The sequence below is a fragment of the Shewanella sp. ZOR0012 genome (assembly GCF_000798835.1).
GTDB lineage: Bacteria > Pseudomonadota > Gammaproteobacteria > Enterobacterales > Shewanellaceae > Shewanella > Shewanella xiamenensis.
Window position 1 is genome coordinate 1,835,443 of record NZ_JTLE01000094.1, and the last position, 26,578, is coordinate 1,862,020.

At 49.0% G+C, this 26,578-nt stretch carries 19 protein-coding genes; 14 read left to right on the plus strand and 5 right to left on the minus strand.

Annotated elements, in window-relative coordinates; translation table 11 throughout:
* Positions 1–3 precede the first annotated feature (3 nt).
* The 5 genes from L976_RS09655 (at position 4) to L976_RS09675 (ending at position 4,877) form a co-directional block, all read left to right on the plus strand.
* Positions 4–1,332: a leucine-rich repeat-containing protein kinase family protein gene (locus L976_RS09655; RefSeq protein ID WP_047536364.1), complete on the plus strand. Its 1,329-nt coding sequence runs from the start codon at positions 4–6 to the stop codon at positions 1,330–1,332.
* A gap of 109 nt (positions 1,333–1,441) precedes the next feature.
* Complete coding sequence (locus L976_RS09660) at positions 1,442–3,220, plus strand: tetratricopeptide repeat protein (protein WP_037431170.1); 1,779 nt, start codon at positions 1,442–1,444, stop codon at positions 3,218–3,220.
* 67 nt (positions 3,221–3,287) lie between these two features.
* The gene (locus L976_RS09665; RefSeq protein WP_037431171.1) at positions 3,288–3,698 is read left to right on the plus strand and encodes a DUF2391 family protein; all 411 of its coding nucleotides are present in this window, start codon (positions 3,288–3,290) and stop codon (positions 3,696–3,698) included.
* Positions 3,699–3,790: 92 nt separating this feature from the next.
* A complete protein-coding gene (locus L976_RS09670) occupies positions 3,791–4,021 on the plus strand; it encodes a hypothetical protein (protein ID WP_037421910.1) in 231 nt (76 codons plus the stop codon).
* 154 nt (positions 4,022–4,175) lie between these two features.
* A complete protein-coding gene (locus L976_RS09675) occupies positions 4,176–4,877 on the plus strand; it encodes a DUF3581 domain-containing protein (RefSeq protein WP_047536367.1) in 702 nt (233 codons plus the stop codon).
* 109 nt (positions 4,878–4,986) lie between these two features.
* On the opposite strand, the gene L976_RS23750 is transcribed toward L976_RS09675, so the two are convergent.
* The 4 genes from L976_RS23750 to dsrO form a co-directional block, all read right to left on the minus strand.
* Positions 4,987–6,297 (minus strand): methyl-accepting chemotaxis protein, encoded by a 1,311-nt coding sequence (locus L976_RS23750; RefSeq protein WP_037421917.1) that lies wholly within the window; start codon positions 6,295–6,297, stop codon positions 4,987–4,989.
* A gap of 235 nt (positions 6,298–6,532) precedes the next feature.
* Positions 6,533–9,640: a tetrathionate reductase subunit A gene (locus L976_RS09685; RefSeq protein ID WP_047536369.1), complete on the minus strand. Its 3,108-nt coding sequence runs from the start codon at positions 9,638–9,640 to the stop codon at positions 6,533–6,535.
* 50 nt (positions 9,641–9,690) lie between these two features.
* Positions 9,691–10,791 carry an NrfD/PsrC family molybdoenzyme membrane anchor subunit gene (gene nrfD / locus L976_RS09690; RefSeq protein ID WP_047536371.1) on the minus strand — a complete coding sequence of 367 codons (1,101 nt, stop codon included), beginning with the start codon at positions 10,789–10,791 and terminating at the stop codon, positions 9,691–9,693.
* Complete coding sequence (gene dsrO / locus L976_RS09695; RefSeq protein WP_047536374.1) at positions 10,781–11,536, minus strand: sulfate reduction electron transfer complex DsrMKJOP subunit DsrO; 756 nt, start codon at positions 11,534–11,536, stop codon at positions 10,781–10,783. The genes nrfD and dsrO overlap by 11 nt, the downstream gene beginning before the upstream one ends.
* A 205-nt stretch (positions 11,537–11,741) precedes the next feature.
* On the opposite strand from dsrO, the gene L976_RS09700 reads away from it, so the two are divergent.
* The 8 genes from L976_RS09700 (at position 11,742) to L976_RS09735 (ending at position 24,607) form a co-directional block, all read left to right on the plus strand.
* Positions 11,742–13,679 carry a sensor histidine kinase gene (locus tag L976_RS09700; protein ID WP_156143180.1) on the plus strand — a complete coding sequence of 646 codons (1,938 nt, stop codon included), beginning with the start codon at positions 11,742–11,744 and terminating at the stop codon, positions 13,677–13,679.
* On the plus strand, positions 13,676–14,287 hold the full coding sequence (locus tag L976_RS09705) for a response regulator transcription factor (protein WP_047536376.1): 612 nt from the start codon (positions 13,676–13,678) through the stop codon (positions 14,285–14,287). Before L976_RS09700 ends, L976_RS09705 begins: the two co-directional genes overlap by 4 nt.
* Before the next feature lie 226 nt (positions 14,288–14,513).
* Positions 14,514–18,185, plus strand: a complete 3,672-nt coding sequence (locus L976_RS09710; protein WP_047536378.1) for an ATP-binding protein — start codon at positions 14,514–14,516, stop codon at positions 18,183–18,185.
* Between the two features lie 8 nt (positions 18,186–18,193).
* Entirely contained in the window at positions 18,194–18,847 is a 654-nt protein-coding gene (locus L976_RS09715; protein WP_037422308.1) for a condensin complex protein MksE, read from the plus strand.
* Positions 18,848–18,889: 42 nt separating this feature from the next.
* On the plus strand, positions 18,890–20,110 hold the full coding sequence (locus L976_RS09720) for a hypothetical protein (RefSeq protein WP_037421933.1): 1,221 nt from the start codon (positions 18,890–18,892) through the stop codon (positions 20,108–20,110).
* Complete coding sequence (locus L976_RS09725) at positions 20,098–20,976, plus strand: DUF7281 domain-containing protein (protein WP_047536379.1); 879 nt, start codon at positions 20,098–20,100, stop codon at positions 20,974–20,976. Before L976_RS09720 ends, L976_RS09725 begins: the two co-directional genes overlap by 13 nt.
* Positions 20,977–21,360: 384 nt before the next feature.
* Positions 21,361–22,605: a dicarboxylate/amino acid:cation symporter gene (locus tag L976_RS09730; protein WP_047536380.1), complete on the plus strand. Its 1,245-nt coding sequence runs from the start codon at positions 21,361–21,363 to the stop codon at positions 22,603–22,605.
* Between the two features lie 295 nt (positions 22,606–22,900).
* The gene (locus L976_RS09735) at positions 22,901–24,607 is read left to right on the plus strand and encodes a methyl-accepting chemotaxis protein (protein WP_047536381.1); all 1,707 of its coding nucleotides are present in this window, start codon (positions 22,901–22,903) and stop codon (positions 24,605–24,607) included.
* A 111-nt stretch (positions 24,608–24,718) separates the two neighbouring features.
* On the opposite strand, the gene L976_RS09740 is transcribed toward L976_RS09735, so the two are convergent.
* Positions 24,719–25,207 (minus strand): TIGR00645 family protein, encoded by a 489-nt coding sequence (locus tag L976_RS09740; protein ID WP_011073724.1) that lies wholly within the window; start codon positions 25,205–25,207, stop codon positions 24,719–24,721.
* A gap of 586 nt (positions 25,208–25,793) precedes the next feature.
* On the opposite strand from L976_RS09740, the gene L976_RS09745 reads away from it, so the two are divergent.
* On the plus strand, positions 25,794–26,363 hold the full coding sequence (locus L976_RS09745; RefSeq protein WP_047536384.1) for a DUF7010 family protein: 570 nt from the start codon (positions 25,794–25,796) through the stop codon (positions 26,361–26,363).
* Positions 26,364–26,578: the final 215 nt, after the last annotated feature.

Sequence of the window (26,578 nt, forward strand, 5' to 3'; positions counted from 1 at the left end):
AGAGTGCAGACGTTAGCGCAGTTAAAAGCAGGACAATTACAAGGGATTACCCGTTTACAATTGGTTGAAAACCTGACCGAATTTCCTCGGGAGATCTTTGATTTAGCCGATACGCTCGAGATCCTCGATTTATCCAATAACCAGTTAAGCTCGTTGCCCGAAGATTTGCATCGCTTAACCCGTTTGAAGATTTTGTTTGCGTCTAATAACCGTTTTGAAACCTTGCCAGAGGTGCTAGGTCAGTGCCCTAAACTGGAGATGATTGGGTTTAAGGCCAATCACATTCGCACTGTGCCTGCGGCATCCTTGCCCGCGCAAACCCGTTGGTTGATTTTAACGGACAACCAAATCACCACCTTACCCGAGCGTATGGGGCAGTTGCATCGTCTGCAAAAATTAGCCTTGGCAGGTAATCGCTTAACTTCGCTGCCCGCATCTATGGCCCAATGCCATAACTTAGAATTAGTGCGTCTGTCGGCCAATCAGCTGCAAACACTGCCAAGTTGGTTACTTAAGTTGCCTAAACTCACTTGGCTGGCTTTTGCGGGCAATCCCTTTAGCCATACCTTGGTTGATCCCCACGCCGATGTAGCCAGTGTGCCAAATGTGACATTAGCGGACATTGAACTCGGTGAAAAACTAGGTGAGGGGGCTTCTGGCATTATTTACCAAGGTCGTTGGTTAAATCCTGCTATGGTGGCTGCTACTGGGTGCGAACATATTGCGGTTAAGTTGTTTAAGGGAGAGGTGACCAGTGATGGCTATCCTGCCGATGAGCTAGATTGTTGTTTAACTACGGGCGCACATCCAAATCTCATCAAAGTCTTAGCCCATATTAGTCAACAGGATCAACTTGGTTTAGTGATGGAACTGATTCCTCAAGGATTTAGTAACTTAGGTTTACCGCCATCTCTAGCGACTTGTACCCGAGACACCTTTAAAGCGGGGACCGAATTTAGCCTGAAGGGCATAACTGAAATCGCTTTGCAATTAGCTGACACCCTAGCGCATATGCACGGGAAACAAGTGAGCCATGGTGATGTCTATGCCCATAATATGATGGTTAATCAGCAAATGGCGCTGTTGTTCGGTGACTTTGGTGCCGCCTCAAACTTAGCAAAATTGCCTACATCGGAACGTGATGCCATGCAGGCTATTGAGGTGCGTGCCCTAGGGTGTTTACTTGATGACTTATTGCCCTTTGCCGATAACGATGGAAACGACGCGCTGCGAGTTCAACTGCGGCAGTTAAAAGCACACTGTATGCAGCCGGCGTTATCTTGTCGCCCACGCTTTAGTGATATCGTGAAGACATTAGCTGCACTGCGCTAAGTTTACGTATGTGGCATGCAGCAAATGCAAGGGATCATGGGGTGAAAACCAACGCAGAGACATTTAATCAAGAGCGACTAAATCTCATCAGCAATGGAGAGCTGGCATTATGAGTTCGATTTCAAAACTGGTTTGGCTAAGCTTATGCTTAAGCTCGTTTCTCTCAGCGCCCGTTTGGGCGGGATTTTGGGATAGCCTGTGGCAGCGAGAGTTGCCTGTTGACCAAACTACACCACCCAAGAATGCACAGCGTTTTGAGTTTATGGGGAGTTTACCTGCTCATACCCAACTAGAACTTGTGGGTTATTACACTTCCTCTATTTGTACCCGCAAAGAAATCCGTTTCCCGAATGGTGATATTGCCAATCCCTATCGCGCCACACTGAATAAAAGCTCGGTATTGCGTCAATCGCTTGAAAGTGGCGCTGCCGCTAAACCATTCACCCTTACGTTAGCCTTACAAGGGGGCGGAGATTGCGATTGGCAGTTGGAGGACTTAGTCCTTGACCTTAACTTGATGCCAAGTCATCCCATATGGCAAAGGGTTAAGTCATTAAAAGATAACTATTTACATACGTCACCATTATTAACATCGAGCGAGCCACCGGCCAAAGCCTCGCCCCATGATGGATTTTATTTAAGCCAAGAGCTAACTATCGAACCCATACTTGCTGGCAGTGAAGAAGATACTAATCTGGTTGCCGCGTTACCGCTTACCCTTAATCCTGTGTATTACCCAGTGGTTATCTATAGCCCCAAAACAGATAGCCCCTTTGAGGTAAAGCTTAAGAGTAATTTGCAGTCGACCAGCAGTTTATGGTCGAGCAGTGCAACGCAAATGGTGCGTTTCGATAAAGAGGCTGTGCTGCGGGTGCAGTTTAATCCAGAGGTTTTGCCTGATTATCAAGTGAATGTGTGGCGCCAAGCTGACGATATTTCGGTGCATTACCCCGATGGTACCGAATATCGTTATCCGCGTGGAGATGTGCATCTCTATGCCTATGGTAAGCCTGAATCTATGCTCAATACCTTAAGCGCAAGCACCAAGGCCGAAGATAAGCGATTGCTAGCGCACATCTATTGGGCAGGTTATGCACTGGCGAAGGATGAAGAAAAAGCGCGTAAATTCTACCGAGAGGCGGCCGAGGGTGATGACTTAATTGCTATTCAGTGGATGCGATCACAGGCCGCCTATGCGGGGGAGGTTGATCAGAGCCAATATTGGTTACAACGTGCTGCTAGGCTTGGGGATATGGATGCCAAAATGGCACTTATTCGTAAGCCCTTTGAGACCATACTGCAAGGCAAGTCAAATACCGCCGAGGCAAAAAGCGCAGAAGTTAAGGCTTGGGAGCAGTTAAAACAGTTGGTTAGTCAAGGTGTGCCAGAGGCTATGAGTATGATGGCTCTCTACCAAGTATTGCCTTGGTCGCCCTACCATGATGCAACGGCGGCATTAGCCAATTATCGTTTGAGTGCACAGGCTGACCCCGCTTTGGCCCTTAGCGCTGCCAGTGATTACTATTATTGGCTAGAGGATTTTGAACAAAGCCAAGAGTTTTGGGAGATTGCCGCCGAGCGGGATTTGTATGCTGCCGCAGAATATGCCGATATCTTATTGAAACCAGCGCAGCGCAACCCTCAAAGAGCTCGTTATTGGCTTGATAAGGTTGCCTCTCAAGGTGAAAAGCAAGGTATTCAACAAGATGTGCTTGGTAAGGCTTATTTTCAATTGGCCAGTTTACTCGATGCTGGAGAGGGCGGCGATGCCGATCCCAAGCGTGCACAAATCCTGTACCAGCAAAGTCTCGTATTGGCTGAACGTTTTTCAAATGATTATGCCGCTCAAGCGAAAGAAAGACTCAAATCCCTTGAAGAGCGCCTGTAGCTAAGTTAACAGGGATAACTCGATAACAGGCTTATTCAAGTCATAGGCAAGACAGGGAGATTAAGCTATGGCTTTTCAATTTGATACCTATCGTTTTAATACCGAAGATGCGATTCAAGTGTGTGTAGGTGCCTTTGCGCTCGCTGTGCCCATCGGTTTTTCTGAAGAGGCATGGCAACTCGGAGAAACCTTACCACTACTGAATTTGCTGATGTTATTTGGTTTGTCGTTGCTGTTTCTCGGAGCGTTTACTTACCAGAGTGTGTTCCAACAGAATATTCGTCACCGCCTGCCGGTATTTATTTTCCGGATTATTATTGCCTATTTGATAAGTGCTTGTGTCGTCAGTTTAGTGCTCTTGTGTCTCGATAAATTGCCCTTAATTGACGACACCATGACTTCCTTTAAACGGATTATTGTGATTAGTATGCCCGCTTCTATGGGAGCGATTGTAGTAGATAGCTTTGATAAGGAATAAGTTTGGGCTGATGTCATGACTTTTGTCACTGGTGCATTTAGGTTATGTTGCTCATACTGGAACCCAATAGATCGATTGTAAAAGGACGCATTATGAACCCAGCAACCCTTGCATTACTTATCCCGATTTTTGCCATTGTGGGAGGATATGCGGTCGCGATTATGAAAATCCGCGAGCGCGGTAGTTCTGCCAATAATAAGCTTCAGGCAGATAACCAGTTGTTACATATTGAACTTGATAAACTTCGCGAACGGGTTGAAGTATTAGAGCAGCTAGTTACCGATGAGAGTTTTCAATTAAAGCGTGAATTTAAGCGAGTCTAGTCCTAACAAATATGGTCATGGTGCAGCCGAGTGCCATGACTCTAGCTTGTATCTGGTTGCTTAAGTCATCGGGTGAGTAAAATGCCAAAACTGAGGTAGACTCGTGACCATTATGTTGTTAGCCCAATGTTGAGCCATTAAAGAACGAGTGAATATGTTTCTATCGCCTTATTTTTCAAAGCAAAATCAATCAATTTCTGTTTCTGCACAACAAGCCAGTGACTTCGCTAAAAAAATCGCTCAAGACTTTAACCCTATCCACGATGTGGGCGCAAAACGTTTTTGTGTGCCTGGCGATTTGTTATTTGCCTTAGTCTTAACCCAGTATGGGCTAAGCCAAAGCATGAAGTTTACCTTTGCTGGCATGGTCGGTGATGGGGTTGAGCTGCAATTTCCTGAACAAGTGAACGATAGCTTTTCGATTTGCGATAACCGCGATAAAACCTATTTACATGTCACTCGCCAAGGTGATGCTAGCCGTTGTGATGCACAAACCGAATCTTTTATTCGTAATTATGTGGCCTTCTCGGGACACAATTTTATCGACATTCTGATGCCCTTAATGAAACAACATCAAGTGATGATCAATCCTGAGCGTCCCTTAGTGATCTACGAAAGCATGTCATTCGACTTGACGACACTCGACTTTGTTGAAGTAAACCTATCGCTTGTACAACAAGAGCTTAAGATTGATGGCAAGCGTGGCGATGTGACGCTGCACTTTGAACTGCACAGCGGCGATATCTTAGTCGGTACCGGAATTAAAACCTTAGTGATGAGTGGCCTTCGCCCCTACGAAGAGGCGCAAATGCAGCAGATGTGTGCCGCCTACGAAGGGCGAAAAACCGAGTTTTAATTTGATCTAAGGCCCGCTTTATCGGTCAGGTCACTAGGGCGAGATAATTGGGGATAAACAGTGGTTTGGGATAAGGATTGACTGTATCCCAAACCAAGGCGTTTTAATGCTAACGATGTTGCTCATCAATCGACAGTTGGGATACGGTATTGGCGACATTTTCCGCGCCAGTACGAATGTGGCTCATCACAGTTGTCACTTCTACTAACTGCTGTTTACCTTGTTCAGCGATTCGCTCCACCTCGTTCATCATGCTGGTGGCACTGGCGGTGAGCTGGCTATTTTTCTCAACCACTGCGGCAATTTCATTGGTGGATTTACTGGTTCTTGCGGCAAGCTGACGTACCTCATCGGCCACCACAGCAAAGCCTCGTCCCTGTTCGCCAGCACGGGCCGCTTCTATTGCTGCATTAAGTGCTAGTAGGTTCGTCTGGTCAGCAATGGAGCTTATGGTAGCGACAATCGCTTGAATACTTTGGGATTGCTCATTGAGTTGGGTAATAGATTTAGTGGTTTTTACCGTTTGTTCCGCGATAGCATTTGAAGTATTAACTGTCGCATCCAGTAATTTAACACCTTCAATAGCTTGCTCTACTGTGAGTTGGGATGTCTCAAGTGCAATATCCGCCGCTTGTCGTACAGCATGACTTTGCTCAATTCTTTTAGTGATATCACTCGCAAATTTTATGACCTTAACCACTTTGCCATTTTCATCCACCACAGGGTTATACACGGCCTCTAGCCATACAGAATTCCCATAGGCATTTTTACGCTCGAAGAGTCCTTGTTGATATCTACCGTGTTTGAGTTCATCCCAAAAGCGCGGATTCTGTTGATAAAAGGCATCGAAACATAATATTCGATGGTGTTTTCCTACGATTTGCGCAGCTTGATAACCCATGGTTTTTAAGAATTTTTCATTAGCCTGCAAAATGGTGCCATCGGGTTTAAATTCAATAATGGCTTGGGCACGATTAAGCGCAGTAAAAATGGCCATTTGATCATCGAGTTTGTGTTTATCTTGGGTGATGTCAGAGGCAATTTTCATAATTTTGATGACTTTACCGTCCATCTTGATCGGAAAATAAGTAGCCCTTAACCAGACCTCTTCGCCATCTTTACGGAACCGTTGAAAATTGCCTTCTTTAGGTTGGCCTGATTTTAGGCTTGTCCAAAACTGCTGGTAGCTAGGTGAATTGGCTAATTCTGAGGAGCAGAATAATCTATGGTGTTTGCCGACGATCTCATGCAGGCTATAACCTATTTCATTCAAAAATATATGGTTAGCATCAATAACAACGCCTTCTGGCGAGAATTCGATAGTGGCAATACAATCCTTTATTGAGTCAATAGTGGCTTCAGCTTCCTTGCGTTTAGTTTCACTGATTTCAAGGCTTTTACGTAATGAAGAATTAAACACTGAAGTACTCCTAATGAGTTTGGCAAACTCAAAAACGGCTATGCGACATAATGCCCAAAAATCTGAACCACATGGATAGTGTTAAATATAGCTAGGATTTTAGTCGTTGCTTGATTTCTGAGTCATTTATTAACAAGTAGAATACTCCCAAAGAGTTGGGTTAGATCATTTTTTATAAAACTGGGCAGGATAAATTGATAGCCAAGGTAACCTCCTTGTTACCTTGGCTTAGGGGTTAAGCGATTTTTTCTATTTTGGCTGGGAGTCCTTGCCGCGCCGAGGCGCCGCTGGCCCAGTCCACCAGCGGATAGCGCCCATGGCGGCTTGGGTCGAACAGATTCAAGTCGTTCATATTGACCCCGACGCGGATCAGCGGATTGGCGGCAATCTTTTTATCATCGATGACTATATCCCGCGCGCCTAACTCCTTATGGCCATAACCGTGCTCGATGGCAATGCAGTCGGGATGTACGCCCGCCACACATTCCACCAAGGCCACCACACTGCCATTAGGCGTACTGATCTTGACCGTATCCCCGGTCTTGATACCAAAGCGCTTGGCGGTTTGCTCATTGATGCGCACCGGATTATTGGGGTGCACTTGGCGTAAACGGTCCGAACTTATACTCATCGAACTCATAGTATGCGACTTATAACTGCTGATCAGCAGCGGCCACTGTGACTTATCGAACGCTTGCTCCAAGGGCGTGCCGTTGGCGAGCGCAGGGTGATAACGCCGTGGACAGCCGCTCATATATTCGCCGCTCAAGCTATTGCGCCGACTGCCGACCTCTGGGTTCCACAGCATTAAAGGTTTTGGCCAAACCTTGCTGGGGTTGCCCGCCTCGTCGCGCCCCGCGCTGATATTCTCAAAGCGGCCGCCACGGGCAAATAAGTAACTGACTTTTTTGACCTCTTCTGGTTTGAGTCGGGCATTCAGTTCTGCTTGAATGCGCCCAATCCCACTGAAGTACATATCTTCGGCATTGATATCGGCAACGGGTTTACCAAGGTAGGCCACGTTTGCCGCGCCGTAAAGCGAGAAGTCAGCCGTGCGAGTCAGCGGGTGTAGACTGCCATCGGCGGCCTTGACCGCATTGGCTCCAAAACCGGGCAGATTAAGTTTTATCGCCACTTGGCTCAGGAAAGACTCCATACAAATCACATCGCCGTCGGCGGTTTTGGCGACCCTCGGCTCGACAATCGGCCAGCGGCCGGTGGCTTCTTTGGTGAGTGTGCCGTGCCACGCGGCGCTCCAGCCCCAAGATTCATAGGTTAAGGTGTCGGGCACTATGTAGTCCGACAGCGCAGAGGTCTCATTGATAAAGCTGTCGATACTGATAAATAGCGGTAATACTTTGGGATCTTTTAATTGTTCACCAATGGCTTTGCCGAGACCCGCCTGACCATAAATGGGGTTGCCCATATGGTTGATCCACGCCTTGAGTCGATAGGGATAACCGTGCACCGCCGCGGTTAAATGTTCGCCCAGCAGGGGCGATGAGATGGGAAACCAAGGTTCCTTCGACGGATAGGGCGACTCACCCGCTTCGATTTTACGGCGATATTCAGAGGTTTTTTCGTAGGGGAACTTAGAGCGGGAAAGGAATACGCCCTTAGGTTCGACCATGCCGTCAAAGTCCTGCAAATTGTACCTTGGGCCAGCACCAAAGGCGGGGAAGGTGCCGCCCTTAGCTATCGCACCGCCCTTAAGATTTAGGTTACCAATCATGGCGTTAAGCATCATGATCGCCCATGCACTGTAAAAACCGTTTGCACTCATAGTGCCGCCGTGGGAGATCACCGCTGCCTTAGTGCCATGGCTAGTAAACTTGTGGGCGAGTGCGGCAATTTGCGCCTCGCTGATATCGCACTCCTTGGCGTAGTCGGCCATCTCGACACTGCGCGCGGCTTCACTGAGTAGCTGAAAACTGGATTTCACGCTCAGTTCACCCTTTGGCGTATTCACGCTTTGCTCCACCTCAAGTTGCGCCTTGGCGCATTGTCCGGCGGGTAGGATCTGCCCAGTAGCGGCATCGACAACCAGTGGTGAGTCTTGCTCGCCGTAGGCTTTACCTTCGAAGGGCAGGCCGAGATCACTGGCATACAAATATTGGCCGTATCTGGGGTGATTTGGTGTGCTGATGATTAAGAAGCTGGCATTACTAAAGCCGCGATAACCCGCAGCTTTCGCCGCCTCTGCATTGGGTGCGGTCAAAAAGGCACTGGCGTAGCGCTGGTTATCGATAATCCAGCGCAGCATGCCCATGGCGAGGGCAGAGTCGGTTGCGGGGCGGATCGGCAGCCAAGTATTGTTGCCCGCGCAGGGCTGGTTCGAGGTGTTGGGCAACATGGGCGACACCACCACATAACTGAATTCTCGCCCGTCGACCCGAGCGTTGGCCAACTGCCGTGCTTGGCGTTTAAAAGGATTGCCGGATTGCTGCGGCGAGGTGCCGATAAACAGCAGAAACTCGCTATTGTCCCAATCGGGCTTAAGATGAGCGTATTTCTTTAAATCGTCGAGCAGGGCACCCGCACCTGCGCGATAGGTAAAGCCGCAATAGGCGCCGTGGTTGGCAAAATTTCGTGTACCGAAACTATTGAAGGTAAAGCGTTTAATGATGACATCGCGGCCCTCATCCGAAGCGTTCGACACCAATAGCTGGTTGGCCTTGGGGCCATATTCAGGATTATTGGCATCGAGTGGTGTGCTGATATCGCGAATCGCTCTTAAGCCTTCGACACGGCCTTCGCCAAATAAGTCGCCGCCATCGACGACCTCGGTCAGCAGTTGCTCGAAACTGATGCTTTGCCATTGACCACTGCCGCGCGGCCCGACCCGTTTAAGGCATTGGGTAACGCGATACGGGCTATCTAGTTGTTCTAACATGGCATTACCACGAGCGCAGGCGGTAGAGCGCCCTTGTAAGCCTTGCTCTTGATAGGCACTCAAGCCCACAAAGGCGGTTTTGATCGGCGTATCGAAGTCGATATGTTCCCGCGCCGAGAGCGGATGATAGGGATTGCCGCTGATGCGGAGAATTTTATCTGTCTTATTGTCGATACGGGCGCGCACGCCACACTTGGTCCAGCAACCGAGACACATCGTATTGGCGATGCGTTGTTCATCGTTGCCAATCAGCTGGCCTGAGGTTAAATCCACTTTATATTCAGGGGCTAGCGAATTGCCATGGATGGGATCTTGGGTGGTTTTTCCCGAACTGCCATTCACGACCCCTTTGCCCATTTGCGCTAAGGTATGGCTGTAACCTGCGGCAAATAATCCCACGCCACCCGTCACAGCTGCGCCTTTGATAAAACGACGTTTACTCTTATCCATTACGGACTCCTTAATGCGGTAACTTTTCTTAATATGGACGGTGCTGTGGCTCAAGAGGCCAACTGAGTTGAGCGTGGTTGATGGCGAATAAATTCAGACACTAACACCATCAGTGCGAGCCAGAGGCCAAAGGTGCCAGCGATACCTAATAGGCCCTCTGGCCCCCATGGCAATTGATAGAAATAAGTGCCCGCGCCGTATTTAGGGTCAGTTTGCGCTTGGATAAGTACAATCCAGCGAAATCCCCATGCCAGATGCACCGCCGTTAAACTGACGACTAACATCAATACCGAGGGGAGGCGGCGCACTGCCAATACCAATGTCAGCAAAGCGAGGGTAACCAATACCCAGATAGCGGCGAGTTGCCAGCTTGGGCTGGTGTCTAATAACAGCGCAGCTTCGTGCGCCGAGCTTTTATCGAATAAGGCCCAGCCGATAAGACACAGGGCGAAGAGACCAAAGCTTGCTCTGACCCATTGCAGTAATCTGTCTTGGGTACTGGCTTGATAACCGTGCAAAACACGATTGAGCAGGGCGAGAGTACCGCAGGCGGCGAGCAGGGCACTGGTTGCCATCAATGGCGGCAACCAATAGGTATGCCAGAGCGGCCGTGCTTTAATCGCCATGGTTTCCATTCCGGTATAAAGCGCAATGGAACACGCACTTAATGTGGCGATTAGCGCAATGGGTTTCAGCCATTTATCACTGCTCCAATTACCGAACCTGAGCCATTGACCGATACGGCTTAACCAATCCGCTTCTTGAGCAGAGTTTGTCAGAGAAGAGTGTGCCTGAGGCAAGTAGGGCCGCAGTAACAACCAAGCAAACACTAGACTCGTGCCCGAAAATATCGGCAGTAAAAAAGCGCCGTACCACATCCACGAATGCGGTCTGATTTGGGCATAGAAATGCCATGCCCGCAGCGGTTGGTGCAGGTCAGCAAGTAGCGCAATCGGCGCGACTATGCCGGCGGTAAGCATCAAACAGGCGCAGAGTTTGAGCAGTCTGGCATCGGTTTGTTTCGCACTGAATAAATGGATGGTCGCTACCCACACACTGGCGTAGGCCAAACCCATCAGAAAAAAGTATTGCACCGCCCAAGGCAGCCAAGTGATGGCAATATCGGGGGTAAAGATTTCTTTAATGACCATGGTGGATCTCCTCGCCAGTGTCAGTCAGTAGGGTGCGAACGGGGGCTTGGCCGCTGATACGATCTTCAAAGGCGCTGTTCATGCCGATATAAAATACTCTGGGGGCCGTATTGGCATCGGGCTTGAGCACCTTGATATCCGCTTGATTCGCTTTGAGTAGCTGGCTGATGTGGCTATGAGGATCGTTCAGATCGCCAATCACTCTCGCTTCGCCGACACAGGTTTCGACACAGGCGGGTAACAGTCCAGCTTCGAGCCTGTGGGCGCAGAAGGTGCATTTATCGGCGGTGTTGGTCTCATGGTTGATAAAGCGGGCATCGTAGGGGCAAGCCTGCACACAGTATCCACAGCCGACGCACCATTCGTTGTTGACGACCACTATGCCATCTGGGCGTTGGAAGGTGGCACCCGTGGGGCAAATAGGAATGCAAGGCGGGTTCTCACAGTGATTACACAGTCTTGGCAGCATTAAAAATGCGGGTGGCGTGGTAGCATCCTGTTGTGACACTTCGTATTGCTGTACCGTGGTACGAAATTGCCCCAAGGGTGGCAGGTTTTCGAAGGTGCACGCCACGGTGCAGGCTTGGCAGCCGACGCAGCGGCGCAAATCGATGACCATACCGTAGCGTTTGCCTGTTGGTGCTGGTTCAGCCTGTTGTGCCTGCACTTGCACGACGGGAATGAGCGCAGCGCCGACACTCACACTGGCCATTTTTCCGAGAAACTGACGTTTACTCTTGTCCATAGGATTTCCTTCACTCTTACAGATAAAACGGGTCGAAGACCGCGGGTTTAGCGTTAAGCGCATTCTGTAAAAGGGGAGGCGGCATCTCTATAGTGGTTTTCCACATATCGGATAGGGACTTGATCTAGCGCAATAAATATCAGTTAGAATGACCTTTAAGAGTTTAGGGGTTATTGTTTAGGATTGAATCTTAAAGCTTAGGAGAATGGATACAGTGTTGGGTTTTGTCGTATCAACCAATGGCTGGCGAATGGCGGTGAAACTCGTCATCGTATTGTTTAGCCTACTGAGTATCTCAGCCATGGCAGAAGTTTTGGCCACTCAAGATAAAACTGTAGGCGCATTAACTGTTGCTCCTGCGGGAGAGTTGATGGATGAAGCTGGCGCAAACTATCAAGTGGTCGATGTCGGCGTATTGGCAATACGGGGCTATAAGAGCACAGTCAATCGTTGGCAACCTTTGATGGGCTGGCTAGAGTCGCAAATACCTAACAGTTACTTTAGATTGCATCCCTTAAGCCTTGAAGAATTAGCCAAAGGCGTTGAAACCGAAGCTCTTGACTTTGTTATCACTAACCCTGGGCAGTCGGTGATGTTGGCGCGGCAATTTTCCCTGTCTTGGCTCGCTACCCTTCGAAGCCCAATCAATAATGGCGCTGCGATGCAGGTGGGGTCTGCGCTGGTGGTCAGAGCCGATTCGCCCTATCAGACCTTAAAAGATCTTAAGGACAAGCGACTCGGGATTGTCTCTAAAAATGCCTTCGGCGGTTATCTCACTTTAGTTTATGAGGCGCAGCTTAAGGGGGTAGATTTACCCCATTTTGTAGGAGAAATTATCCCCTTAGGTTTTCCACTCGATAACCTTATTTATCAGCTCGGTGCGACAGATAAGCCAAGCGATAAATCCCCAAGTTTAGATGCGGCAATTGTGCCCGTATGTCAGCTTGAGCAAATGCAGGCCGAAGGTTTGATCAAGCTGCAAAATTATCGGGTGCTCGATAATCAGGCGCCTGCGGGGTTTCATTGCCAAGTCTCGAGTCGGTTATATCCCAACTGGTCTATGGCTAAAACCAACCGTGCGACCCAATCGCTCGCAAAACAGGTGACTCAAGCCCTGTTTGCCCTACCCGAAGACAGTCCCGCCGCTAAAGCCGCCGAATCTGCGGGTTGGACCACGGCCGTGAGTCAACTGGCGATAGATCAACTCCTTAAAGATCTCGATATGCATCCCCTGCAAACGCCTTGGTGGCAGCGGGCGTGGCAATGGGTAAAACTGCATCAACATTGGGCATGGTTTGTGTTAACCATATTGGTATTGCTCAATGTGTACCATTTCTGGCTCGAATATCGTTTTAGTCGCCGCGGCCGTGAGTTGATAAACACCCAGAGGCAACTCAGTGAAAACCGCGTTCTATTGGAGCACGCCCAGCGGATTGCGATTGCGGGGGAGTTAGGGGCGAGCCTCTCCCATGAACTCAATCAACCTTTGGCGGCGATTGGCCATTATTGCCATGGCGCCGAGGTACGTTTACAACGAGGGACCAGCCCTGAAGAATTACAATCAGTGCTGACTTTAATCCAGCAAGAAGTCAGCCGCGCCGACAGTATTATCAGCCGTTTACGTAATTTATTGAAAAAGCGGCCTGTGTCTAAGCAGCTTCTGTATTTACATCAGTTAGTGAACGATACTGCGCCGCTGCTCGCCTATGAACTGGAGCAGCACCATATCCAGCTTTCGACCAATGTGAGCGGCGAAGCCTATCAATTGCCTTTAGATGAAGTGGGCATGCAGCAACTATTGCTCAACCTTTTGAAAAACGCCGCCGATGCCTGTGTGCAACGCCAGCAGAGCGAGGTCGATGCATCGAAACCCTATCAGCCCACGATTGATATCGATCTGCGTTACCAAGAACACAAGCTACTGCTGACGGTCACAGACAATGGCACAGGTTTAACTGAGGATGCCAATCTGCTGATGCAAGCCTTTTATTCGACTAAGTCCGAGGGCTTAGGGCTAGGGCTGGTGATTTGCCGTGATATCGCCGAGAGTCATGGTGGCCGCTTTAGCCTAGAAACCGCTTTAAGTGGCGGCTGCCAAGCGCAGGTATCCTTACCCCGTAAGTTTGATGGAGCACCAGCATGAGCCACGAATTGCCCGTGTATTTAATCGATGATGATGAGTCGGTGCGCCGCTCGCTGCGGTTTATGCTCGAAAGCTATGGCTTGAATATCCGCGATTTTGACAGCGCCGAGGCATTTTTTGCCGCCATCGATTTAAGCCAGCCGGGCTGCGCCTTAGTCGATGTACGTATGCCGGGCTTAAGTGGGCCGCAGTTACATGCGCAATTAGTGCAGCACAATAGTCCGCTGGCGGTAATTTATTTGACTGGCCATGGCGATGTGCCCATGGCGGTGGAGGCGCTAAAACGCGGGGCGGTGGATTTTGTCCAAAAGCCCGCCGATGGCGCTAAGCTCGCGGACGCTGTGGTAAAAGCCTTGGCGAATGCCAAGTCGCATTATCAAGATAACCAATATCTTCAGACTTATCTGTCGCTCACACCGCGGGAGCGGGAAATCCTTACCCTGATCGCCAAAGGCTATAAGAATCAGGAGATCGCCGATACGCTGTGCATCGCCATGCGCACGGTCGAAATTCACCGTGCGAACTTGATGAAAGGCATGCAGGTCAGCTCGCTCGCCGAGATGATGTTAATCTACGGCCGGATTGCCGATCGCCTTCCCCCCGCATAAAACTCCCCTTTGTTGGGGCGAATTGGCGTATCCTTGGCCGTTTGATGTGAGCTAACGCATTCAGCCCTAGGTGCTTAATTGCCAAGGCTCGACGATTGCCTTATTTTAGGGGCTTAATTTTAAGGCCACGATTTTTAACATCACCATGTTTGAAGTTCGATGCCGCTTTTGGATGACCTTATCGTTCGCTTTTACATAAGGTGCTCCCGTTTGGATAAGGAATGAAATGCCAAGCTTGATTCGTATTGTGCTGATTGATACGCACCTTCCGGGCGTTGTGGAACTCGCCCTCAATGGCCATACCAATATTTGTGGTACTAACGCCTCGGGTAAAACCACTCTGCAACGTTTAGTGCCGGTATTTTATGGCGAATATCCTAGCCGCGTGGTGCCTTCAACCCGCGATAGTTTCGAGCGTTGGTACTTGCCACACGATTCAAGCTACATCATTTACGAATACCAAAAGGCCGATGGCTTGCTCTATCAAGCCGTGCTGGCATCGGCGGGTGATGGTAAAGGGGTGAACTACCGCTTTATCGCCAAAGGTTTTGAGTTAAGCGATTATATTAAATCGCAAAATGGTGACACTATTCTCTGCCACAACATGGCAGAACTTGGCCGGGATTTAAAACGCCAGGGCGTAGCCACCACCAACTTGCTCAACACCCGCGAATATCGCGCGATTATTCAAAACGATCGCACTTTGTTAAGCACGGGCAGCAACCGTAGCGAACTGCGAGCCTATGCGCGCCAATTTGCCCTGTGTGAAGGTGAGCATTCACTGCGCCATATCGAAAAACTCGCCAAGGCGGTGCACTCCAAAGAAGGCAAAATGGAAACGGTCAAATCGATGATCGCCGCCATTTTGGAAGAAGACGGGGTAAATCCACCTAGCTCACGCCTCAATCCGCAACGCGTCGAGGCGTGGATCCGCGAGAGCCAGTTAATCCAAGGCTTTGAAGTCATTCGTCCCGAGTTTGAAAAGCTCGAGCAGGAATTTAACCAACTGCTCAGCGCAGAGATGCGTCTCTCGAGCCTGTCCCGTGGCTATCGCAATGATGAAACCCTAGAGGCCGATCGGTTAGAGATCCAACAAACCTTGTCTAAGGAGCTGAATTTAAAGCTTCGAATGTTGGATGACGAATGGAAAGAAGTGCGTGATGAGTTAAACCTCGACCTATCCGCCGCCAAGGGCGATGTGGCTAAGTGCGAGTATGAGTTAGATGCCATTGAAGATCAGCACGGCGCCTTTTTAGATGCCAATATCGAGCAAGCTAAGGCCGACCTGGACATGCTGCCAAACTGGCGCGCGGACATGGAAAACCTAAGCGAGCGGCATAAGTTACAAACCGAGAAACACCAAGATATCGAAGCGGCTTACAATGCCCGCCGCAGTAAAATTGGCGAGCAGTTAAACCGCGAGCTGGAAGGTTTGCACGCCGAGCAGGATAAGCAACGCGAAGCGCGTGACAAACAGCGTGAAGTGGCAAGAGCCGATCTCGATGCCCTCGAAGCCCAATGGCGCAGCCAAATGGATGCGGGCAAGGCGAGCTTTAGCGAGCAGGAATACCAATTCAAACTCAATGCCGCCGAGCTTAAGTTACGTGTCGATGGCGTAACCTACACCGAGGAAGAAAAGTTAAGCCTTGCGATTTTCGACGAGCGGATTCACCGCGCCGACGAAGAGCAAGAAAGCTGCAATGCCAAGGTTGAGCGCTTAACGGGCGAGGAGCGTAAATTACGCGCCAAACGCGACCAAGCCAACGAAGCACTGCGTATCGCCAGCCTGCGGGTTAACGAGCGCCAAACTGCGCTCGATGAACTGCACCATATGCTGTTCCCGCAGTCCCATACTTTACTTGAGTTCCTGCGTAAGGAAGCCCAAGGTTGGGAGCAAAGTCTGGGTAAAGTGATTGCGCCAGAGTTACTGCATCGCACCGATTTGCACCCAAGTGTGATGGGCGAGAGCGACACTGTGTTTGGGGTGCATTTAGATCTTAAAGCCATTGATGTGCCTGAATATGCCGCCTCCGAGCAGGAGCTACGTATTCGTTTAAGCAAGGCCGAAGAAGCGCTGCAAAGCGCGCAGGAATTGCAGGCCGAGGCCGAATCACAGCTGGTGGCGATTAACGGTGAGCTGGATAAACTCAGCCGCGAACTGACCTTTGCCCGCACGGCTTACAAGAATAGCCGCGATGATTTACGTCGTCTGTTCGATGAAAAACGCGGTGAGCAGGATAAAATCAACAAGGCGCTGGCCGAGCGTAAAGCCTTTGCCCAGCAGCGTTTAACTCAACTCGATGGCGAGTTAAAGCAGCTTAAGCATCAACATCAGCTCTGGCTCGAAGAGCAAAAAGAGCAGGCGCTCGAAGCGCGGATGGAAAAACAAGCCTACTGGCAGGAAGTGATTGGCGCGCTCGACAATCAACTGGGGCAAATCAAGGCCACTATCGATGCCCGCCGCGAAAGCGCTAAGGCCGAGCAAAAAGCCTGTGAAACCTGGTACAAAAACGAGCTTAAATCCCGCGGTGTGGATGAGGACAATATCCTTAAACTCAAGCAACAAATCCGTGAGCTTGAAACCAAAATCAGCCGCGCCGAGCAGCGTCGCAGCGAGGTATTGCGCTTTGACGATTGGTATCAACACACTTGGCTTATCCGTAAGCCCAAGCTGCAAACCCAGTTAAGCGACGTGAAACGCGCCGCCTCGGAAATCGATCAGCAGCTTAAAGCCAAGACTCAAGAAGTGAAGACCCGCCGTCAACAACTCGAGACCGAGCGCAAGGCCTCGGATGCGGCCCAGATTGAAGCCTCTGAAAACTTAACTAAACTGCGCGCCGTGATGCGTAAGTTGGCGGAGCTGAAACTGCCCGCCAACAATGAAGAAGCCCAAGGTAGCCTCGGCGAGCGTTTGCGTCAGGGCGAAGATTTACTGCTAAAACGCGATTATCTGATGGGCTCGGTTAAGCAATATGTGGAGCATTTCGACTCTGTGATTGCCAGCAAGTCAGGTTCAGGCTTAGCCGAAACCTGGGAGCGTGCCCGCGAAGAGTCGAGCTTTATCAACGACAAAGGTATTCGTCTGCTGGATTACCGCAAGCTTGTGCCGCAGCTTGAACAGCTACTCAATGTTATTGTGCCGCAATCCATTATGGCGCTGCGTGAACAGGGGCGGATCTTCGGTGTTGATTTAACCGCCTTTTACGATGTGCTTGCCGATATCGACCGTCGTATCGCTTCGCAAAGTGCGCGCATTACCCGCGAAGTGGGCGAGGAGTTATTCCTCGATGGCGTGTCCGAATCTGCGGTTCGTATTCGTTCTAAGATCAGTGAATTAGAGTTTTGGCCAGAGCTTGAGCAGTTTGTTAAAGCCTTCAAAAATTGGAAAGCTGACGGCTTTAATGGCTTACCCGATGAGGAATACACCAACAGCATGCGCCGCGCCTTGGATATTATTGGCCGCGCGGCCTTAACTGGCGGCATTTCTAAGCTGCTTGAAATCGAGCTGCGCCTCAAAGAGGGCAATAGCGATTTGATTATCCGCACCGACAGACAGCTGAACGAATCATCCAGCCACGGTATGGCTTACCTGATTTTATGTAAGTTCCTGTTGGCATTCACGCGCTTGCTACGTGGCCGTGCCGATGTGACCATTCACTGGCCAATTGACGAGCTGGGCACGCTGCACCACACCAACGTGAAGAAAATTTTCGATGCCTGTGGTAACAACAATATCAGCGTGTTAGGCGCTTTCCCGAACCCAGAATCAGAAGTGTTGAACCTGTTTGAGCACCGTTACATTATTAATAAACAAACTAAGAAGTTGCAGGTGGTGAAGCCCAAAGCCAATCCGATTGCCGATTTGTTGAGTAAACGCCTGAGCAAGGAGGCCATCTAATGAGTGCCATGAATGAGTCAAACCAAACCGTCTTAGTCGGCACGGGCGCTATTATCGAACTCTTGCTCAAGGGCGAATTTATTTGCCGCACCACCAATGAAGATGGCTGGCGCGCATTGAAAAATAACAGCACCCGCGAGCGGGTCGAGGCTTATCTGAATCAAATCAACCGCACCGTGGCCTCGGCCGCCGAGGGTGACGTGTTTTTCTGCGGTTATTTGCAGTTAGGCGAGAGCGAGCGCAAGGTAATTTCATCGCAGTTTAAGGATATTTGTCAGGCACTTATCCCCATGGTTGAGTGGCTGGTATTAGTGCAGGAAGCCAGCGGCCAAGATGCCCCCTTAAGCGAAGGTGCGCCAGTACGGTTAACCGAGCTGCAAAGCCGAATTGAAGATACGCCCGCGTTTCGTGAGCAGTTGGCCAAACTCAGCCAATACCGTTTATTCGGCTCAACCAGTACCAATAGTGATGCGCAAATTAAGTTAGTGTTCAAACGCTTAGTGGAGCTTGGCTATCTGGTGCGCCCCAACGTTGAAAAGCAAATTTATATCGCCACCGGCAAGCTGGATTATCTGTACGAAGTGATCCGTTTTATTGACGAAACTGAAGGCCTAAGCCTAGAGGCGCAGGCGGAAACGGCGACCCAGCGGGATTTACTATGATGCTTTGGACAATCATCCGCGGTGTAAACCAAGGAGGCCATGATGAGCAGTAACTTACATCAGGCTGGGGTTAAGCTACTCAAGCAGTTAGGCCGCCATGCTGACATCATTATGGACGCCTATTTAGCGGGATCGCTCAATGAAGATGCCCATGATCCCGCCGTGGTTGAAAAACTCAAACAGGCAGGGATTTTATGGCGCCCAGAGCCAGACCAAGAGCTGCGCCTTAAACGCTCGGTGCGTGCCTTGCTCGAAGAAGGTTTAAGTGATGAGCGCAATCGCCAAATCGATTCCAACGTTGGCTCGGCGCTCGCCACCATTAAAACCTTGGCCGACCATTATAAAGAAGCGCGCCACAGCTCAGATTACAGCGCTGCCGAGGCGTATCTGTCTGATTTAAGTGAGCATGTGTATAGCTTTGCCGACAGTTTGCGCTATTCGATCCGCGTGTTGTGGGGGCGGATCAACAACGAGTTCGGTTATGTCGGTACCATTAACGCTAAGATCCGCGAAAACGAACTCGCCCAGAGCCAAGTGTCTGAATTACTTAATGGTTTGGAGATGTTCCAGTTTAGCGAATTAGGCGAAATCGCCGGTGATATTCGTGAGCTGCGTAAGCTGCTGGTGACCACCTTGCAGGAAACCATGAGCGACTGCGCCCAGGAGCTCAGTGTGGTGCAGGGACGGTTGCTGGAACTTCTCGGTCGCTTTAGGCAAATTCGCGGTCGTACCCGCTTGCTTAAGGGCTGGTTACTGTACACCGATTTGCATCCGGATTACCGCCCTGCGGACCATGTGTCCCACAAGGAAATCCCGAGTCTTTTCAATCGCGCCGAAGTGTTATTGGCACCAGCGTCTGTGGATGTGCATAACGCCAGCCAAGAGCTTGAGCTGATGAATATCGTCGCCCACATTAAGTCGATTAGTCGTCAGGGCATAGTTGAGACTGTGCGCGAGCATGATGTCAGTGTATCGCTTACCCAAAGCGAAGACTTTGATATTCCAGATAATCCACTCAAGCAAGCGGTTGATACTTACTTTGTCGATGTGATTGAGTCGGGCTTACGTCAATCGGCGCTCGATTACTTAGTCGAAAAAGCCCTGCCGTGGGATGCCGAAAGCTGGATTTATCAAGTGATTGGCGGCTACGAAGGCTTGCCCGATGAGCATAAGGCTTACTTCGAGTTAGAGCCCTTAGGCGAACCTCACCCCATCTACAGCGGTAACTTTATTATCCGCGATGTGGAATTATGGCTCGCCTAGGTAAGCAGCAGTTGCAACTCTTGGAGGGCGTTTATCTTAATCGCGCTCCAAGGGTAAAACTTAGCCCGAATTGGCGAACGATTTACCGTGAGTTAGAAGTAGGCGAGCTGGATGGTGCGGAAAAATATTTGTGTTTTGCGCCACGGGATTTTGAGTTGCTGCGCCAAGGCGTATTGGCAAAAGAGGGCGTGAATTTACAGGCACTGGACTTTAATCTTGACCGCATCACCATGTCCGCCCAAAGCCAGAATGAAAAGCTGGCGAACATCCGCCCCGAAGCCGAGTATGTTTTGTTGAAGTATCTCGGTTTTGAATCGCCGCCCTTAGGGATTTCAGTACGGGCCTCATTACGAACTCCCTTAGATGAGGCGCAAATCCATTGCCATGAGCTTGATGTTAACGCCATCTTAGTGGTTGAAAACCTAGATATATTCGATGCAATAACCCAAGCGCGCTTACCTGAAGAGCTTAGCCGCATTATGGTGATTTACCGTGGTAGCGGCCACCATTCCCCCATTGGTGTGCGGCAGTTTTTACAGGCGATGGCGGGTAAAATGCCGATTATTGCCTTTACCGATCTCGACCCCGCAGGGCTGCAAATTGCCCATACCTTAACGGGTATGACCCATTGTATCGTGCCGCAGTTAGCGCTTTTTGCGCCCAGCGAGTTACTCGCTATCCCCCAGATTAATTCCGCTGATGACTTTGCTAAGCAAGCGCCTCAGGCTAAATATTTACAGTCTGCCGACTTAAAAAATTGGCAGCAATTAAGCCGTTGGTTAACTCAGCAACGAATTAGCATTAAACAGCAGCACCTGCTGTCGCATCGGCTTGAGCTAGTGCTACTGGCATATACTGAATCGTAATCCTTCCCCATCTCTCTATTAATGTTGAAATAAATAGTTTTTAATTCCAATTAAGCTATTTATTTGGTTTTTAAATCTAGTGTTATTCAAGCTGAATCGATTAATTGTGTTTATTTGGTTTAAATACTGTTTAAATTTTGATTTTTCAACTTGTAATTTAACTGGGTGATTATTAATCGATAATTTTATTTTTAATAAAAATCAGTTAAATACAAAATTTTTGTGATGAGTTTGGCTTAATTGAAAATGAAATAAGTAAATTTATTCATTGAATTTACTGCCAGCATGTTTCACTATCCCCGCCTGAACTTAAAAGTGAATGGCGATGTTGCTCATTAGGGAAGATGAATATCAAAAGATGAGCTATCTGGGAAAACGATCAGCATGATGAAATCACTTTCGACACGGATCTTTATCGGTCTGTTTGCGGGACTTATTCTTGGCACTTTAGTGCAGTATTTTTTAAACGATATTGGCTTTTTTTCAGGCAATTTAGTCGAATTGGCTAGCGGCGTCGGCACTATGTTCGTCAACATGATCATGATGTTGGTCGTGCCTCTGGTATTTGTCAGTATCGTTTGTGGCGTGTGCGAGTTGCAGGACTTAAAAAGCTTTGGGCGCCTTGGCGGCAAAACCTTCGGCTTTTACATCATTAATACCGTGGTCGCCATCTCGACCGCTCTGTTAGTGGTGCTACTGCTCGACCCTGGTAAAGGCGTCGATATGAGCAGCACCGATGGTGTCGCCATTACCGCGACCGAACTCCCAAGCTTAATGGCGCTGCTGATTGATATAGTGCCGCGCAACCCGGTGGCGGCTTTTATGTCGGGCAATATGCTACAAGTGATCTTTATGGCGCTGATGTTAGGTGGAGTGATGAAGTCCCTCGGTGAGCACGTAGCTGGTGCGGTACAAGGTTTTCAAACCGCCAATAAAATCATGATGAAACTGATTTCTGTGGTGATGAGTCTCGCGCCTTACGGGGTGTTTGCGTTGATGTTTAAGTTGGGCGCCACCTTAGATGCAGCGGTATTTATGAGTGTGCTCGAATACCTAGTGCTGATTTTAGCGTTGTTATTACTGTGGATTTTTGTGGTGTATCCGTTGGCGGTCGGTATGTTTACACCGATTTCGGCCAAGACCTTTCGGGCGAAGACGCAGGAGCAAGTGCTGTTTTCACTGTCTACCGCCAGCTCCAATGCCACGATTCCCGTGACTATGCGTACGCTAACCGAAAAGCTTGGGGTGAATCACGCTGTGGCTGGCTTTGGTGTGCCGCTCGGGGCGACCATGAATATGGGCGGCGTGGCGATTTATATCACCATTGCGATTTTCTTTGTTGCCAATGCCTTTGGTATGCCAATCACCAGCGAGCAATTGCCTTCGCTGCTATTTAGTATCTTTTTATTATCGGTTGGCGCCGGTGGTGTGCCCGGTGGCGGTATGGTGATGATTGGCGTATTAATCCATCAAATGGGCTTGCCGATAGAAGCCTTTGCGATAGTGGCGGCGCTGGATCGCATCATCGATATGGTGCTGACCTCATGTAACGTGGTGGGCGATACCGCGGTATTGACCATAGTCGATCAAACCGAAAAAGTGCATGAGCTTGAGTTAGCCAAGAATTAACGTCCTCAAGCATCTTCCTAAATACTCAAAGCCACTGATTAAAGTGGCTTTTTTGTTAAATAAATCAGGATTGATATTGGTCTATTTACTTGCCTTTTGTCGTTGCGACAACAATCAATCCCCTGAGCTTGTTCAGCCTAAATACGGCCTTTATTTGAGCTAAAAAGTAGCTAGTCCCAAGGTGAGTTGTTACAAATCCATAGAGTACTTTTATCAAATTAAAAGTGGCTAAATAAATGAAACTTCAACCATACTGATTTATAAGCTTGAATCACTTGGAATATTAGGAGGCACCATGGCTGGATTTTGGCAGACAGTCGGAGGCCGATTACTCAGCATTCCGTTACTCGCATTGTTGGGCTTTGTGGTATTGGGTCTAATGGAGCTAAATACCCTTAACCAGAGTTTGATTAAGGGGCGGGAAGATCGTGTTGTGGCGATTATTGATAGTGGCCTGAGCGTCGTTAAACATTATCAAGCTCTGGAGCAAAGCGGTTCGTTAAGCACTGAACAGGCGCAGCAGCAGGCCATGGCGACCATTAAGGCCATTCGTTATGATGGCGCGGAATATATTTGGATTAACGATACCGGTCGGCCTATACCCAAAATGGTTATGCATCCAACGGTATCGGCTCTGGACGGTACCGTATTGGATCGGCCCAACTTTTATCACGCCACCTTAATGCGTAACCGTGATGGCAGCCAACAACAGCCCCTCAATAATGCTAACTTGTTCGTCAGTTTTGTTGACGTGATTACCCGTTATGGCAATGGCTTTGTTGAATACCAATGGCCTAAACCCATAAAAGGCGGGGGAGTAACCGAGGAGCGCTACGCTAAGTTGTCTTACGTGGCTAAGGATGATAAATGGGGTTGGGTGCTGGGCTCTGGTCTTTATATTGATGATGTTAAGGAGGCCTTTTGGGCGGTGGCTATCCGAGTTGGATTAGTTGTCGTGGTTATTATGGCGCTGACCATAGGTGTGTCGTTATTTATCCGTCGCTGGTTATTACAGGCACTCGGCGGAGAACTGGCGACAACAAAAGCACTGGTACAGCAGGTTGCAACAGGGGATTTTTCGGTGAACTTTGGCTTGAAAGCGGGAGATCACGATAGCCTGTTAGCGGCATTAAGTGGTCTTATCAAGCAATTACGCAATATTATCGGTCAACAGTCGTCGATGGCAGAGCAATTGGTCGAGCAATCTGAAGCGCTAGATCATACCAGCCAACAGACACAGCACATTTTACAAAATGTGATGGATCAAACTGCCCAAGTCGCCACCGCGGTAAATGAAATGACCTCGACCTGTGAGGACATGGCTCGCAGCGCGACTATGGCCGCTAAAGCGACAAGGGACGCCGACAATGAAGCTCAAAATGGGGTAATGTCCGTCGGGCAAACGATAACAGCGATTGATACGCTTAAACTGAAACTGGAGCAAGTCTCTGATGTGATCGGGCAGTTATCTAAACGTGGTGATGAAATCGGCGCGGTCACCGATGTGATTGGTGCTATTGCGGAGCAGACGAATCTATTGGCTTTAAATGCTGCGATAGAAGCGGCACGTGCTGGCGAAATGGGGCGGGGTTTTGCGGTGGTGGCAGATGAAGTTCGCACCCTTGCTAGCCGCTCTCAAGCGTCAACTCAGGACATTAATAGGCGTATTCAAGGTATTCAGCAAGACTCAGTCAACGCTGTGCAATCAATGGCGCAAAGCCGAACCGAAACAGAACAAACAATTGCCTGTTCTCAACGGGCCAATGAGGCACTAAAGCGTATTAACGCCGCGGTGTCGAGCATTACCGATGTGAATGACCAACTTGCTAGCGCAACAGAACAACTGGCCGTTGTGTCGGGGACGATTAATCAGAATATGGAAAATATTGCGCAGGCGGTAGAAAACACCAATATCAAATCTTCAGAATTATCGACTGCTAGCCATCAACTGCGGAAAATGGCTAATGAGATGAAAACATCTCTGAGTCGTTTTAGGTTATAAAGGGCTGATAACTATAAATGTTGATGGTGTTGCCAAGCCAATACCAGGTTTTACCTAGGCTGGAGTGAAAGGGGCGGGAACTGATGCTCACTTCCCGCCCGTATTGCATGCTTATTTGCGGGTCATTTTATCCAAATAGCCCATGGCAAAAGCGGATAACACAAAGGTGATGTGGATTAACAGGTACCACATGATTTTGTCGTTATCGATGTTCTTCACATCCATAAAAATTTTCAGCAGGTGGATCGACGAAATCGCCACAATCGACGCCGCCACTTTGTTTTTCAGTGAGCCTGAATCTAATTTACCCAGCCAACTGAGCTTCTCACTGTCTTCGCCCACATCCAGTTGCGAGACAAAATTCTCATAGCCAGAAAACATCACCATCACAATCAAGCCGCCGACAAGGGTGATATCAATCAAGGACAGGGTCACCAGCACTAAATCCACTTCAGTCATCTCAAAAATGATCGGCAGAATATGGAAGATCTCTTGGAAGAATTTAATGCCTAAGCCCAATAGCACTAGACTCAGCCCTAAATAGATCGGCGCCATAATCCAGCGTGATGCATACATGAGTCTTTCAAATATTTTTTCCATTTGGAGTAAACCCTTAGTGGTTAAAGCACAAAAATCGAATCTATGATGCTAAAACAATAACATACTGGGTTAACGCCGCGCTATCGGCCAATCGCAAAGGCGTGAGGTATATGCGGCTAAGCCCTAGATATGGCATAGCTAATTTGGTGTTGTGGCCTTACGGCCGAGGTAAATCAAAGTCGTGGGTCTTCAACCCACACCCGACCAAAAGGGGAAAAACGCCTGTTCCCCTTTTGGATATCCCCCGGCGTCCCCAACGGAGTTGAAAGCCCCTTGGGCATTTAGCGTCCTTATGCTACCGCGTCAGACGCTCGTCCCTGATTCGACTGACGCTATCTCGGCCTCCATGCCTCGCTCACGCAACGAACACAAATGCCCTGCGGCAACTCCGAGGGGATGGTGTATTCTGTAACTTCGGTGTTGGCTGTTAATCCCAAAAAAGTTATGCCTGTGAGATTCTTTCTTCTCACTTTCCTAAGAAATTTGCCATTGATGACATTTGTCATCCGTAATTGCTGACAACTCACACTGCCGTGATTTAGCGGATGCAGGGATACTTAAGCCATACCAACAAGGAGGCTTAATCATGCAACATCAATCACTGGATCAACAACTTTTCGAATACCGCCAAAAACGTGCTTTAGCTATGCCCTTATCAGGCATGATTGTATGGACGCTATTGTTTATCTTGAGTTTTATTCTGCCAGCATCGCAAATGGTGATGACTACATTTATCGGCACGGGTTCTATTGTCTATCTTGCTATGGGAGTCTCGCGTCTCACGGGTGAAAATATCTCCTTCAAGAAAAGCACTGATCGTAATTGGTTTGAGACTGTGTTTTTGGCTGCCATGGGGATGAGTTTTTTAACCTTTAGCATCAGTATTCCCTTTTTTATGGAAAACTATTTAGCCTTGCCCTTCGCCCTCGCCGTGCAAACAGGATTAATGTGGTTGGTTTTCGGCGTTTTAGCGGCGCAAAAGGTGGCGATTGTACATGCAATTGTGCGCACTGTAGCTTGCGTGGCTGCCTTTATGTTGTGGCCTGAGTTGAGTTTTCAGCTTCAACCTTTGATTGTGGTGGTATGTTATGGGTTCTCGATTCCACTCATGGAACGTCGTTGGAAGATTCAGCAAAATCTTTGTGTTGCAAGTTAGTTGGGCGTTTCAGTTTCCACTGACGTGTAGAAGAGCAATACGGCCTTCGGCCGAGGTCGGTTAAAGTCGTGGGTCTTTAACCCATACCTTATGTAGAAGTTTAGTGATTGCGGCCTAACGGCCGAGGTGAATCAAAGTCGTGGGGCTTCACCCCCTGATTTTTTAATAATTTAATAAAGAGTCGACCAAGAGGGGATCAACAGCAATTCCCTCTT